Genomic DNA, 12,301 nt, shown 5'->3' on the forward strand with positions numbered 1-12,301 from the left:
GATGCAGATTGAACCTGATCGTTTTATATCGCCGGTTAAGACACCCAATGAAGAGGTGCATGATCGCGCGGTTCGCCCTAAGACACTTCAAGACTATGAAGGTCAGCCGCAAGTTCGAGAGCAGATGGAGATCTTCATCCATGCCGCTCGCAAGCGTAATGAAGCACTGGATCATACTCTGATCTTTGGCCCGCCAGGATTGGGTAAAACCACACTGGCCAATATTATTGCCAATGAGATGGGCAGTGAAATTAAAACCACCTCTGGCCCTGTTTTAGAGAAAGCGGGTGATATTGCAGCTCTTCTGACCAATCTTGAGCCGGGAGATGTGCTCTTCATAGACGAGATTCATCGACTCAGTGCCAGTGTCGAAGAGGTACTCTATCCCGCGATGGAGGACTACCAGCTCGATATCATGATCGGTGAAGGCCCAGCTGCACGATCGATCAAACTGGAACTGCCCCCCTTTACGTTAGTCGGTGCTACGACACGTGCCGGCTTATTGACGTCACCACTGCGTGATCGTTTCGGTATTGTGCAGCGGTTAGAGTTCTATTCGATTGCCGATCTGACCAATATTGTCATGCGAACGGCACGTTTAAGTGGTTCTGAAATCGATGAGGGTGGTGCGCACGAGATTGCACGTCGTTCTCGCGGTACTCCTCGTATTGCCAACCGGCTCCTGCGCCGTGCACGTGACTTCTCTGAAGTGAAAGGGGATGGGCGTATCACCGAAGAGATGGCTGATCTGGCATTGAATATGCTCAATGTCGATCAACATGGTTTTGATCACATGGACCGTCGAATGCTGCTCGCCATGCTAGAAAAGTTTGGTGGTGGTCCTGTTGGTGTGGACAGTCTTGCGGCAGCCATTAGCGAAGAGCGTGACACCATCGAAGACGTTCTCGAGCCCTATTTGATTCAGCAAGGTTTTGTCATGCGCACGCCAAGAGGGCGGGTGCTAACCGACCATGCTTACCGATACTTTGGTGTCGATAAGCCTGAAGGAAACTAGTTTATTATGGCGTTTCAGTGGCCTGTCAGAGTCTACATAGAAGATACCGATTTTGGCGGTATTGTTTACTACGTTAATTATCTAAAATTTATGGAGCGTGCTCGGACGGAGTTGTTGCGTTCGGCGGGTTGGTCGCAGCAGGAACTGTCACAGCAAAATTTAATTTTTGTGGTAGGTTCAGTCGAAGCGCAGTATTTAGCGCCGGCTAAGCTTGATGATTCGTTAATTGTCAGAACGACCGTCAAAAAACCGCAAGGTGCACGCGTTAAATTTCTGCAAGCTGTTGTTAAGGAGGGGTCTGATAGAGTCCTCTGCCAAGCAGAAGTTGAAGTGATATCCGTCACTGGAGCCATGCGTCCGAAACGCTGGCCAAAAGAGTTAATTACATCAATCACCCAAGCGCATCCGGAAGCTTGGGATTAACAGGAGTTGAGTGTGGAAGATCAGCTGTCGATTTGGAGCCTCGTATTTGGTGCGAGTTTCGTCGTCCAGTTAGTTATGTTGTCGCTATTGGCGGCTTCGTTTTTATCTTGGGTTGTTATCTTTCAACGTCGCCGCGTCATTAGCGGTGCACAAAAAGCGTTTAAAGCATTTGAAGAGCGTTTTTGGTCGGGTGCCGATTTAGGTCAGCTTTACCGAGAAGCCAATGCTGAACCTAATTCAGAGAGCGGAGCTGAAAATATTTTCCGTGCCGGACTCAAAGAGTTTACACGCCTGACACAGCAGTCAAATGCTGATCCGGATATGGTGATGAACGGTGTACAGCGAGCCATGCGTGTCGCAATGGCTCGTGAAGAGGAGAAGCTCGAAGCGCACCTTCCTTTCCTTGCAACGGTGGGTTCTACCAGCCCCTATGTCGGTCTGTTTGGAACTGTGTGGGGTATCATGAATGCGTTTCGTGGTCTGGCTAACGTTCAGCAAGCGACGCTTGCCTCGGTTGCTCCAGGTATTTCAGAGGCCTTGGTCGCGACGGCTATAGGTCTGTTTGCGGCGATTCCTGCAGTGGTGGCCTACAACCGTTACTCAGCATCGGTGGATTCTTTGTTGAACAGTTACGAAACCTTTGCCGATGAGTTCTCTAGTATTCTCTACCGTCGCGTTCATGCTCGTTAAGGGTAAAAGATGATTAGGCGTCAGCGCGCAAAGCGCAAATTGAATGCAGAGATTAACGTCGTTCCCTATATCGATGTGACCTTGGTTCTGCTGATTATCTTTATGGTGACAGCCCCAATGTTGACTCAAGGCGTTGATGTGGAACTTCCGAAAGCCTCCTCTGAGCCTGTAGAGACTCAAGATGAAGAGCCTTTGATCGTGACGGTCGATGCAGAAGGGCTCTACTACATCAATTTGGGTGAAGATGAGACGGTTCCGAAAAGCGCCGAACAGATAGCGGGTCAGATCAGGCAGATACTCTCGGTTAACCCTGGAAAAATGATGTTGGTTCGAGGTGATCGTCAAGCGAGCTATGATCAGGTGGTTCAGTTAATGGTGCTGTTACAGGGTGCTGGAGCTGAACGAGTCGGTTTGGTGACGGAGTAGATCCTTGTTCGATCGTAGTTATCTTCTGCCAACCCTTTTTGCTGCACTGGTTCATGCACTGGTGTTGGTGGTTATTTCAGGGGTTTGGATCGGTCAAGAGGTGGATCGTAAAGCGCAGCCGCGACATATCGAGGCTCGAATGGTCGATCTTTCGCCTCTGGCTGAAAAGAAAGCCGCTGAAGAGAAATTGATGAAAGATAAAGCAGCTGCAGAGGCTGCGAAGAAAAAAGCCGCGGAACGAGCCAAGAAAGCCAAAGCCGATGAGGCAAAGCGCAAGAAAGCAGCGGACGCTAAACGTAAAGAGGATGCTAAAAAAGCCGCTGATAAGAAAAAAGCCGATGACGCTAAGCGCAAAAAAGCGGCTGAAGAGAAAAAGAGAGCAGAGGCTGAACGTAAAGCTGCAGAGCGTAAAAAAGCTGAAGCGGCTAAGAAAAAAGCTGATGCAGAGGCTAAAAAAGCCAAATTAAAAGCCGCTGAAGAGGCTAAGAAAAAGGCGGAAGCTAAGAAGCGTCAAGCGGAAGAGGCTAAACGCAAAGCTGCAGAAGAGGCCAAACGAAAAGCGGATGCAGAGCGTAAAGCCCAGGAGCAGGCTGAAGCAAAACGTCGCGAAGAGCTGGCAAGGCAGCGTGCCGCAGCAGCTGAAAGAGCAGCACAAACGGTCGCTGATGTAGGTGCCTACATTCGAACGCTAACAGAAGATAACTGGCGTCTGCCCTCTACAGCACGTAACGGGATGACAGCGACCGTGCGGATTCACTTCTTCCCATCGGGTGAAGTGGATCTGGCAGAGATTATTAAAAGCAGTGGTGACATGGCTTACGATCGATCAGTACTTCAGGCGATTGAGCGTGTAGGGCAGTATGAGTTGATTGCAAGCGTCGACCCGATTACGTTTGAGCGTAATTTGCGTAGAGTGTTAATTGAATTTAGACCTGAGGGATTGAGATGGTAAATCTTAACCAATTTAAAAGCCTGATATTTGTTCTGTTGTGGGCGCCACTAATCGTTAAAGCTGAATTGGTTGTCGAAGTGACACAGGGTCTTTCTGAGCCAACACCGGTAGCGGTTGTCCCTTTTAAGTGGACAGGGCAGGGTGCGCTCCCAGAAGATGTGGCGCAGATTGTCGATCAAGATCTATCACGTTCAGGTCTATTCACTACTTTACCAAGATCAGCGATGTTAAGCCTGCCTTCTGAGCGCAGCCAGGTCTTCTTCCGTGATTGGCGAATGACGAAGAGTGACTTCCTTGTGGTCGGTAAAATCGAGCCGATCTCCGCGACACGCGTCAGCCTTCGCTATGAACTTTATGATGTTCTTAAAGAGGAGAACATCATGATCCAGCCTTTAGAGAGTGACATTAACCAACTTAGAGATGCGGCTCACTTTATTGCGGATCAGATCTATCAGGCACTGACAGGCAATCGTGGTGCTTTTTCAACTCGCATCGTCTACGTCACCGCTGAACAGTTGACCAGTCAAACCTCTCGCTACCGTCTTGAGATGGCTGACTGGGATGGCAACCGTCCGCGTGTAATTTTAGAGTCACGCGAACCGATCATGTCACCGAGCTGGTCCGCGGATGGCAAGAAGATCGCTTACGTTTCGTTTGAAACGGGTCGTCCATCAATCTATGTTCAGTACCTGGCAACCGGGAAACGCGAACGAATCCAATCATTCTCCGGCTTGAATGGTGCGCCGGCTTGGTCACCTGATGGCAATAAGCTAGCACTGGTGCTCTCTAAAGACGGTAATGCCGAGATCTATGTGTTGGATGTGACCTCGGGTCAGTTGCAACGAGTGACTAATCACTATGGGATCGATACCGAGCCAAGCTGGGCGCCCGATGGTGAGTCGCTCTTCTTCACCTCTGACCGAGGAGGGTCGCCACAGATCTATCGTCTATTCTTGGCGACACGTCAAATGACTCGAGTAACCTACGAAGGAAACTACAACGCCCGTGCCAGCATGACCCCTGACGGTCGCTTCCTAGCGTTGATTCACCGCTCAGGTGGGTCAGGTAATCGCTTCTCTGTTGCGGTATTGGATCTAAAGACTGATCGACTCGATATTCTGACAGAGACCGGTTTGGAAGAGTCTCCCACCATTGCGCCTAATGCCAGCGTAGTCCTTTATGCAACGCAAGAGGGTAATCAAGGTGTGCTATCAGCAGTCTCTTTGGATGGTCAGGTACGATTTAGAATGCCGAATACTCGTGGTGATGTTCGCGCTCCAGCATGGAGTCCCTACCTTTATTAATCTTGGTAGTTTAATTCCACACAACCGGGCAGGTTATTCCTGCCCGGCATAAACACCCCCGCCTTCAGTTTTAAAAAGCATCTATATAACAAACCGTTAACTGTTTATTCAAAATTAGTTAGCTGTTTGTCCTGTAAATTAACTACATAATCACTGAAAGCCCCTCTCCCTCTGTAGCGGCAATAAACCTCTGTCAGGTATAATTTGCGCGATTTTGGGAAAGGTCCGTCTGTACGATTGAGCTTCAAAAGAGCGATATGGTTTCAGTACGAGGCTTTAAAAATTTTTAGCGGATTGGAATAAAGCGAATGATCAAGATCAGAAAGGGTCTAGATCTGCCTATCACAGGTGCACCAGAACAGAAGGTATCCCCTTCAGCTGATGTTAAAACTGTGGCGCTTCTAGGAGCCGATTACGTTGGTCTAAAACCAACAATGATGGTTCGGGAAGGGGATCGAGTAAAACTCGGTCAGGTGATCTTTACTGATAAGAAGAATGATGGCGTTCAATTCACAGCTCCTGGTGCAGGGGTTGTTACTGCGATTAATCGCGGTGAACGTCGAGTGCTACAGTCAGTCGTCATTGAATTGGATTCAGACGAAGACGCAGTTGAGTTTTCTAGTTACGCAGCTTCTGAGCTTGCCTCTTTGGAAGAGTCTCAGGTTCGTGAAAACCTAATTGCTTCAGGGTTGTGGGCTTCTCTAAGAACTCGTCCTTTCGGTAAGGTACCAGCAGTCGATGCGGTACCAAGTTCGATCTTTGTGACTGCGATGGACACCAATCCATTAGCGATGGACCCTAGCGTTGTTCTAAGTGCCGAAAAAGAGGCGTTTGAACAGGGTCTAACCGTTCTGACTCGCATCCAAGCCAACAACGTTTATCTCTGTGCAGCTCCAGGTACAGAGCTACCTTCCGTATCTGGTGTTACAACAGAAACCTTTGAAGGTACTCACCCTGCCGGCAACGTAGGTACACACATTCACTTCCTTGATCCTGTTCACCGTAACAAGCAGGTATGGTACTTGGGTTACCAAGATGTGATCGCGATCGGTAAGTTATTTACAACGGGTCGTTTGAGCACTGAGCGTTACCTATCTTTAGCGGGTCCCCAAGTTGAGGTGCCTACGCTGCTTAAAACACGTGTTGGTGCGTCACTTGATGAGTTGACGGCTGGTCAGCTTAAAGCTGGCGATAACCGTGTGATCAATGGCTCTGTTTGGAATGGTGCTAAAGCGTCTGGTCCAACCGCTTACCTTGCGCGTTACGCCAACCAGGTAAGCGTTCTTCGTGAAGGCACAGAACGTGAATTCATGGGTTGGGTAGCACCAGGCACAGAGAAATTCTCTGTGATGAACATGTTTGTATCTATGTTCAAGCCGGGTAAAAAGTTTGCCTTTACTACAACAACAAACGGTTCAGAACGTGCCATGGTTCCTACTGGTCAGTTTGAACGTTTGATGCCCCTAGATATTCTTCCAACTCAACTGCTTCGTTCACTGGTTGTCGGCGATATCGCTGTTGCTATGGACCTTGGTTGTCTTGAGCTGGAAGAGGAAGATCTGGCGCTCTGTACTTTTGCCTGCCCAGGTAAATATGAGTACGGCGAGATCCTTCGTGACAACCTTTCTCGTATAGAGAAAGAAGCCTAAGGAGGAGAAGATTATGAGCTTACGTGGTTTTTTTGATTCTTTAGAACCTCACTTCCACAAAGGTGGTAAGTACGAGAACTGGTACGCACTCTACGAAGCGGTAGATACCATTTTCTACACGCCAGGTGCCGTGACTAAGACTGCCTCACACGTTCGTGATGCGGTTGACCTAAAACGTATGATGATCCTGGTTTGGATGTGTACCTTCCCTGCGGTATTTGCTGGCCTGTACAATGTTGGCTTCCAAGCAAACAGCGCAATGGAAGTGCTTGGCCTGACCGAAGCGGAAGGCTGGCGGGGTGCTGTAATTTCTGCTCTTGCAGGTTACGACGCAACAAGCGCCTGGGATAACATCCTACATGGTGCCATGTACTGGCTACCCATCTATGCAACGACCTTTATTGTAGGTGGCTTCTGGGAAGTCCTATTTGCAATGAAGCGTGGCCATGAAGTGAACGAAGGTTTCTTCGTAACTTCGATCCTTTTCTCACTGATTCTTCCTCCGACTGTTCCGCTATGGCAGGTCGCACTGGGCATCAGCTTTGGTGTTGTTATCGGTAAAGAGGTGTTCGGTGGTACTGGTAAAAACTTCCTTAACCCAGCACTGACAGGCCGTGCATTCCTATTCTTTGCTTACCCAGCACAGATGTCAGGTGATGCGATCTGGACCGCAGTTGATGGCTTCTCAGGTGCAACACCGCTTGGTCTAGCCGCTGCCGGTGGTATCGAGGGCGTTCTTGCTGCAAACGTGACTTGGATGGATGCTTTCCTAGGCTCGATTCAAGGTTCAGTGGGTGAAACCTCAACATTGGCGATCATGATTGGTGGTGCAGTGTTGCTGTTTGCTCGTGTTGCCGCGTGGCGAATTGTTGCCGGTGTTTTCCTCGGCATGGTTGCGACCACGTTACTGTTCAATGCGATCGGTTCTGAAACCAATCCAATGTTCAGCGTTCCTTTCTACTGGCATCTTGTTATGGGTGGATTCGCGTTCGGTATGTTCTTTATGGCGACCGACCCAGTTTCTGGCTCAATGACGGATAAAGGTAAGTGGGTTTTTGGTGCTCTAATCGGCGTGATGGTTGTTCTTATCCGCGTGGTTAACCCAGCATTTCCAGAAGGTATGATGCTCGCGATCCTATTCGCGAACCTCTTTGCGCCGCTCATCGATAATTTCGTGGTGCAAGCGAACATCAAACGGAGGATCGCACGTAATGTCGGCTAATAACGATACGATTAGCAAAACGGTTACGGTAACCGTTCTGCTATGTGTAATCTGTTCGGTAGTGGTGTCAGCAGCAGCTGTCATCCTTAAACCCAAACAGGTTGCTAACAAAGATCTTGACCGTAAGACAAACATTCTTGCGGCAGCGGGTCTTCTTCAACCAGGCAAATCGGTTGATGAGCTGTTCGCACAGATCACAACCAAAGTTGTTGATATGGAAACAGGCAAGTTCACTGATGCAGTAGACGGTGCTAAGTTCGATATCCAGAAGGCGGCTAAAGACCCTGCGCTATCAAAATCACTGTCGCGTGAAGATGATAAAGCGTCGATCAAGCGTCAGCCTAACTTCATGCCAGTCTACGTTGTAGAAGGCAATAACGGTGCACTGGATAAGATCATCCTGCCTGTTCACGGATACGGTCTTTGGTCAACGCTGTACGGCTTCCTAGCATTGGAAGGTGATCTAAATACAGTGGTCGGTCTAGGCTTCTACTCACACGCAGAGACTCCGGGTCTTGGTGGTGAGGTGGACAACCCAGCTTGGAAAGCGATCTGGCCGGGCAAAAAAGTCTACGCCAATGACATGCAGAAGCCAGAGCTTCAGCTGATCAAAGGTAAGGTTGATGCATCGACAGTTAACGCTGAGTACAAAGTTGACGGCCTTTCAGGTGCAACGTTGACGGGTAACGGTGTCACTAACCTTGTTCAATTCTGGATGGGCAAAAACGGCTACGCTCCGTTCTTGGCTAACCTTCGTGCAGGAGACGCTTAATCATGGCTAAGTCAAAAGAGATCTTGACGACCCCTATCTTTAAGGACAACCCAATTGCACTGCAAATCTTGGGTGTATGTTCTGCACTAGCGGTTACGTCAAACATGGCAACGGCACTGGTTATGTCGTTGGCTGTTATTGTGGTTACCGCATTCTCGAACATGTTCGTGTCGATTATTCGTAACCATATCCCGGGTAACATCCGTATCATCGTTCAGATGACGATCATTGCATCCTTGGTAATCGTTGTTGACCAGTTCCTGAAAGCCTACGCTTACGATATCTCTAAGCAGCTTTCGGTATTCGTTGGTTTGATCATCACTAACTGTATCGTAATGGGTCGTGCAGAAGCCTTCGCGATGAAGAACCCACCACTACCAAGCTTCTTAGATGGTATTGGTAACGGTCTTGGTTACGGCGCTGTATTGATGTTTGTCGGTTTCTTCCGCGAACTCTTTGGTGCAGGTTCACTGTTCGGTATCGAGATTCTTCCGCTAGTCACTAATGGTGGTTGGTACCAGAGCAACGGTCTATTGTTGCTTCCTCCAAGTGCCTTCTTCCTAATCGGTATCTTCATCTGGATCATCCGCTCTTGGGATCCAAAACAAGTTGAGGCGCCAGATTTTGAAATGGCGGCTAACACTAAAGGAGGTTCTCACTAATGGAACAGATGATCAGTCTTGCCGTTAAGGCGATCTTCGTTGAGAACATGGCTCTCGCATTCTTCTTGGGAATGTGTACCTTCTTGGCGATCTCTAAGAAGGTTCAAACAGCCTTTGGTTTAGGTGTAGCCGTTATCGTTGTATTGGCGATTACGACTCCAGTAAACAACCTGATCTTCAACCTATTGCTTCGTGAAGGGGCATTGGCTTGGGCGGGTTACCCAGAAGTTGACCTTAGCTTCCTAGGTTACATCTCTTACATCGGCGTTATCGCTGCGATCGTTCAGATCCTAGAGATGTTCCTAGATAAATTCGTTCCAGCGCTTTACAACGCGTTGGGTGTCTTCCTACCACTGATCACAGTTAACTGTGCAATCATGGGTGCTGCGCTGTTCATGGTTGAGCGTGACTACACCTTTGGTGAGAGTGTTGTTTACGGCACGAGCGCAGGTATCGGTTGGGCACTTGCGATCACAGCCTTGGCTGGTATTCGTGAGAAGCTGAAGTACTCAGATGTACCAGAGGGTCTGCGTGGTCTAGGTATCACCTTCATCACTGTCGGTCTGATGTCGCTAGGCTTCATGTCATTCTCTGGCGTGTCTCTGTAACTGGTCTACTAGGAGAGGAATGAATTAGCTATGAATGCAGAAATCATCCTAGGCGTGGTGATGTTTACAGTCGTGGTACTGGCACTGGTTGCTATTATCTTGGCTGCCCGCGCTAAGCTGGTTAGCTCCGGCAATGTAACAATTGAAATTAACGGTGATCCTGAAAAAACAATCACAGTGCCTGCAGGCGGTAAATTGCTGCAGACTCTAGCGGACAAGGGTGTATTCCTTGCCTCTGCTTGTGGTGGTGGCGGTACCTGTGCCCAGTGTAAGTGTGAAGTTCATGAAGGTGGCGGTTCTATGTTGCCTACTGAAGAGTCACACTTCACAATGCGTGAAGCAAAAGAGGGCTGGCGTCTAAGCTGTCAGGTGCCTGTTAAACAGGACATGAAGATTCATGTTGAAGATGATGTCTTCGGCGTTAAGAAGTGGACCTGTACGGTTGACTCTAACCCGAACGTCGCAACCTTCATCAAAGAGCTGACCCTGCGTCTGCCTGAAGGCGAGAACGTCGACTTCCGTGCAGGGGGTTACGTTCAGCTAGAGTGTCCACCACACACCGTAAACTACAAAGACTTCGCAATCGAGGAAGAGTACCACCCAGATTGGGATAAGTTCGATATCTGGCGTTACGTCTCTAAAGTCGACGAAACAACGATTCGTGCTTACTCTATGGCGAACTACCCTGAAGAGCGCGGTGTGGTTAAGTTTAATATCCGTATTGCAACGCCACCTCCAGGTCGTGACGACGTGCCACCTGGCATCATGTCATCGTACGTATTTAGCCTGAAACCAGGTGATACGATTGATGTTTACGGTCCATTCGGTGAGTTCTTCGCTCGCGAGACTGACAATGAGATGGTCTTCATCGGCGGTGGTGCAGGTATGGCGCCAATGCGCTCACACATCTTCGATCAGCTTAAGCGTCTAAACTCTAAGCGTAAGATCTCTTTCTGGTACGGTGCACGCTCTGTTCGTGAAGCCTTCTACACAGAAGAGTTCGATAAGTTGGCTGAAGAGAATGAGAACTTCGAATGGCACCTAGCACTGTCTGATCCACTTCCAGAAGATAACTGGGAAGGTCTGACTGGCTTCATCCACAACGTCCTTCTAGAGAACTACTTGAAGGATCATGAAGCACCAGAGGATTGTGAGTACTACATGTGTGGGCCACCAATGATGAACGCAGCGGTGATCGACATGCTACTCAACCTAGGTGTTGAACGTGAGAACATCATGCTTGACGACTTCGGTGGCTAATAGATGATTTCAGGTTTTCAAAGCCTTATTAAATGGCCGGTAGCTATGCTACTGGCCGTTTTTGTTCTAACGGGCTGTAACTTTTTTGAAAATGAGAAGGTGGTTGGCATTGATGGTCAAACCATGGGCACTACCTTCAGTATGCGCTGGGTTGACCTTAATGAAGATCGAATCAACGATATTCGCAATCGTGCCGGTAAGGTTCTTGCAACCGTTAATCAGCAGATGTCGACCTACATTCCTAATAGTGAACTCTCGACCTTTAACAAACTTCCTGCGGGCAGTGAGATGGAAGTCTCCGATGCGCTAGCGGCGGTTGTAGAGCAGTCACTAGCGATCAGTGAGCGTTCGGGCGGGGCGTTTGATGTCACAGTAGGTCCACTGGTTAACCTTTGGGGTTTTGGGCCTAATGGCCGCATCGAAAAGGCACCCACCGAGGCTGAGATCGCTTCATTGAAAGAGCGTATTGGTTACCAAAAAGTCGAGGTTTTAAAAGACCCCTCTCGTCTGAGAAAATTAGGACAGCAGTATGTTGATCTCTCTGCCATCGCTAAAGGCTATGGTGTCGATCAGTTGGCTGAGATTCTCGAAGCCGAAGGTATTCACAACTATTTGGTTGAGATAGGTGGTGAGCTTCGAGCGAAAGGCTTGAAGCCAGATGGTTCACACTGGCGCATTGCCATTGAGTCACCGGCATCGATGGAGCGCAGTATCGGACGAATCATTAATGTTAAGGATACGGCGATTGCTACATCCGGTGATTACCGAAACTACTTTGAGGAAGGCGGTGTCCGTTTTTCGCACACCATTAATCCTGAGACGGGTAAACCGATTACTCACCGCTTAGCGTCAGTAACCGTATTAACGCCGACCTGTGCTGAGGCGGATGCATTAGCAACGACCCTGATGGTCATGGGCGAAAACAGAGGCTTTGAGTTCGCCAAAGAAGAGGGGATAGCAGCCTACTTCTTATATAAGTCAGAGCAGGGTGATACATTTATCGAACAGGCAACAGCAGAGTTTGAAGCCTTTGTTCAAGAAGGAGAGTAAGCCATGGAAATTATGGTCATTACATTTATTGTTCTACTGGTTGTCATCGTTGGTATGTCAGTAGGCGTGATCTTCTCGAATAAGCCAATTAAGGGCTCTTGTGGTGGCATGAGTGCACTCGGCATGGATACCGTTTGTGATATCTGTGGCGGTCGTCCCGAAGATTGTGATGGCGAGCAAGACGCGGTCCAAAAGAAAGAGATTAATAAAGACGATCTAGCTTACGAAGTTAAGTAGATCGATCGACGATAACGACAAGGAAAGTTGA

The 12,301-nt window shown here is 48.8% G+C and carries 14 protein-coding genes; all 14 read left to right on the top strand.

The window, feature by feature from the left end:
• The first annotated feature begins 1 nt into the window (after window position 1).
• Window positions 2-1,015, top strand: coding sequence for a Holliday junction branch migration DNA helicase RuvB (ruvB, locus tag XMM312_RS09695; protein ID WP_173482085.1), 1,014 nt, complete (start codon window positions 2-4; stop codon window positions 1,013-1,015).
• A 6-nt stretch (window positions 1,016-1,021) separates the two neighbouring features.
• The gene (gene ybgC / locus XMM312_RS09700; protein WP_173489144.1) at window positions 1,022-1,438 is read left to right on the top strand and encodes a tol-pal system-associated acyl-CoA thioesterase; all 417 of its coding nucleotides are present in this window, start codon (window positions 1,022-1,024) and stop codon (window positions 1,436-1,438) included.
• A 12-nt stretch (window positions 1,439-1,450) separates the two neighbouring features.
• Window positions 1,451-2,128 carry a protein TolQ gene (gene tolQ / locus XMM312_RS09705; protein ID WP_173482083.1) on the top strand — a complete coding sequence of 226 codons (678 nt, stop codon included), beginning with the start codon at window positions 1,451-1,453 and terminating at the stop codon, window positions 2,126-2,128.
• Between the two features lie 9 nt (window positions 2,129-2,137).
• On the top strand, window positions 2,138-2,554 hold the full coding sequence (tolR, locus tag XMM312_RS09710; protein WP_173489145.1) for a protein TolR: 417 nt from the start codon (window positions 2,138-2,140) through the stop codon (window positions 2,552-2,554).
• 4 nt (window positions 2,555-2,558) lie between these two features.
• Window positions 2,559-3,506, top strand: coding sequence for a cell envelope integrity protein TolA (gene tolA / locus XMM312_RS09715; RefSeq protein WP_173489146.1), 948 nt, complete (start codon window positions 2,559-2,561; stop codon window positions 3,504-3,506).
• Entirely contained in the window at window positions 3,500-4,810 is a 1,311-nt protein-coding gene (gene tolB, locus XMM312_RS09720; protein ID WP_173482080.1) for a Tol-Pal system beta propeller repeat protein TolB, read from the top strand. The genes tolA and tolB overlap by 7 nt, the downstream gene beginning before the upstream one ends.
• Window positions 4,811-5,118: 308 nt before the next feature.
• On the top strand, window positions 5,119-6,459 hold the full coding sequence (locus tag XMM312_RS09725) for a Na(+)-translocating NADH-quinone reductase subunit A (protein ID WP_173482079.1): 1,341 nt from the start codon (window positions 5,119-5,121) through the stop codon (window positions 6,457-6,459).
• A gap of 13 nt (window positions 6,460-6,472) precedes the next feature.
• Entirely contained in the window at window positions 6,473-7,681 is a 1,209-nt protein-coding gene (locus XMM312_RS09730) for an NADH:ubiquinone reductase (Na(+)-transporting) subunit B (protein ID WP_173482078.1), read from the top strand.
• Window positions 7,671-8,453 (top strand): Na(+)-translocating NADH-quinone reductase subunit C, encoded by a 783-nt coding sequence (locus XMM312_RS09735; protein ID WP_173482077.1) that lies wholly within the window; start codon window positions 7,671-7,673, stop codon window positions 8,451-8,453. Before XMM312_RS09730 ends, XMM312_RS09735 begins: the two co-directional genes overlap by 11 nt.
• Window positions 8,454-8,455: 2 nt before the next feature.
• Window positions 8,456-9,115, top strand: a complete 660-nt coding sequence (locus XMM312_RS09740) for an NADH:ubiquinone reductase (Na(+)-transporting) subunit D (protein WP_173482076.1) — start codon at window positions 8,456-8,458, stop codon at window positions 9,113-9,115.
• Window positions 9,115-9,723 carry an NADH:ubiquinone reductase (Na(+)-transporting) subunit E gene (gene nqrE / locus XMM312_RS09745; RefSeq protein ID WP_173482075.1) on the top strand — a complete coding sequence of 203 codons (609 nt, stop codon included), beginning with the start codon at window positions 9,115-9,117 and terminating at the stop codon, window positions 9,721-9,723. Before XMM312_RS09740 ends, nqrE begins: the two co-directional genes overlap by 1 nt.
• A gap of 30 nt (window positions 9,724-9,753) precedes the next feature.
• Window positions 9,754-10,983, top strand: a complete 1,230-nt coding sequence (nqrF, locus tag XMM312_RS09750) for an NADH:ubiquinone reductase (Na(+)-transporting) subunit F (protein WP_173482074.1) — start codon at window positions 9,754-9,756, stop codon at window positions 10,981-10,983.
• A gap of 3 nt (window positions 10,984-10,986) precedes the next feature.
• Window positions 10,987-12,033: an FAD:protein FMN transferase gene (locus XMM312_RS09755; protein ID WP_173489147.1), complete on the top strand. Its 1,047-nt coding sequence runs from the start codon at window positions 10,987-10,989 to the stop codon at window positions 12,031-12,033.
• Window positions 12,034-12,036: 3 nt separating this feature from the next.
• The gene (gene nqrM, locus XMM312_RS09760; protein ID WP_173482072.1) at window positions 12,037-12,270 is read left to right on the top strand and encodes a (Na+)-NQR maturation NqrM; all 234 of its coding nucleotides are present in this window, start codon (window positions 12,037-12,039) and stop codon (window positions 12,268-12,270) included.
• The last annotated feature ends 31 nt before the right edge of the window (window positions 12,271-12,301 follow it).

Origin of the sequence: Marinobacterium sp. xm-m-312 (genome assembly GCF_013283295.1) — a bacterium.
Classification (GTDB): domain Bacteria; phylum Pseudomonadota; class Gammaproteobacteria; order Pseudomonadales; family Balneatricaceae; genus Marinobacterium_E.

Bases quoted from the DNA above. Each gene is read 5' to 3' on its own strand.
- ruvB (WP_173482085.1), top strand. From the start codon at position 2: ATGCAGATTGAACCTGATCGTTTTATATCGCCGGTTAAGACACCCAAT.
- ybgC (WP_173489144.1), top strand. From the start codon at position 1,022: ATGGCGTTTCAGTGGCCTGTCAGAGTCTACATAGAAGATACCGATTTT.
- tolR (WP_173489145.1), top strand. From the start codon at position 2,138: ATGATTAGGCGTCAGCGCGCAAAGCGCAAATTGAATGCAGAGATTAAC.
- tolB (WP_173482080.1), top strand. From the start codon at position 3,500: ATGGTAAATCTTAACCAATTTAAAAGCCTGATATTTGTTCTGTTGTGG.
- XMM312_RS09725 (WP_173482079.1), top strand. From the start codon at position 5,119: ATGATCAAGATCAGAAAGGGTCTAGATCTGCCTATCACAGGTGCACCA.
- XMM312_RS09730 (WP_173482078.1), top strand. From the start codon at position 6,473: ATGAGCTTACGTGGTTTTTTTGATTCTTTAGAACCTCACTTCCACAAA.
- XMM312_RS09735 (WP_173482077.1), top strand. From the start codon at position 7,671: ATGTCGGCTAATAACGATACGATTAGCAAAACGGTTACGGTAACCGTT.
- XMM312_RS09740 (WP_173482076.1), top strand. From the start codon at position 8,456: ATGGCTAAGTCAAAAGAGATCTTGACGACCCCTATCTTTAAGGACAAC.
- nqrE (WP_173482075.1), top strand. From the start codon at position 9,115: ATGGAACAGATGATCAGTCTTGCCGTTAAGGCGATCTTCGTTGAGAAC.
- nqrF (WP_173482074.1), top strand. From the start codon at position 9,754: ATGAATGCAGAAATCATCCTAGGCGTGGTGATGTTTACAGTCGTGGTA.
- XMM312_RS09755 (WP_173489147.1), top strand. From the start codon at position 10,987: ATGATTTCAGGTTTTCAAAGCCTTATTAAATGGCCGGTAGCTATGCTA.
- nqrM (WP_173482072.1), top strand. From the start codon at position 12,037: ATGGAAATTATGGTCATTACATTTATTGTTCTACTGGTTGTCATCGTT.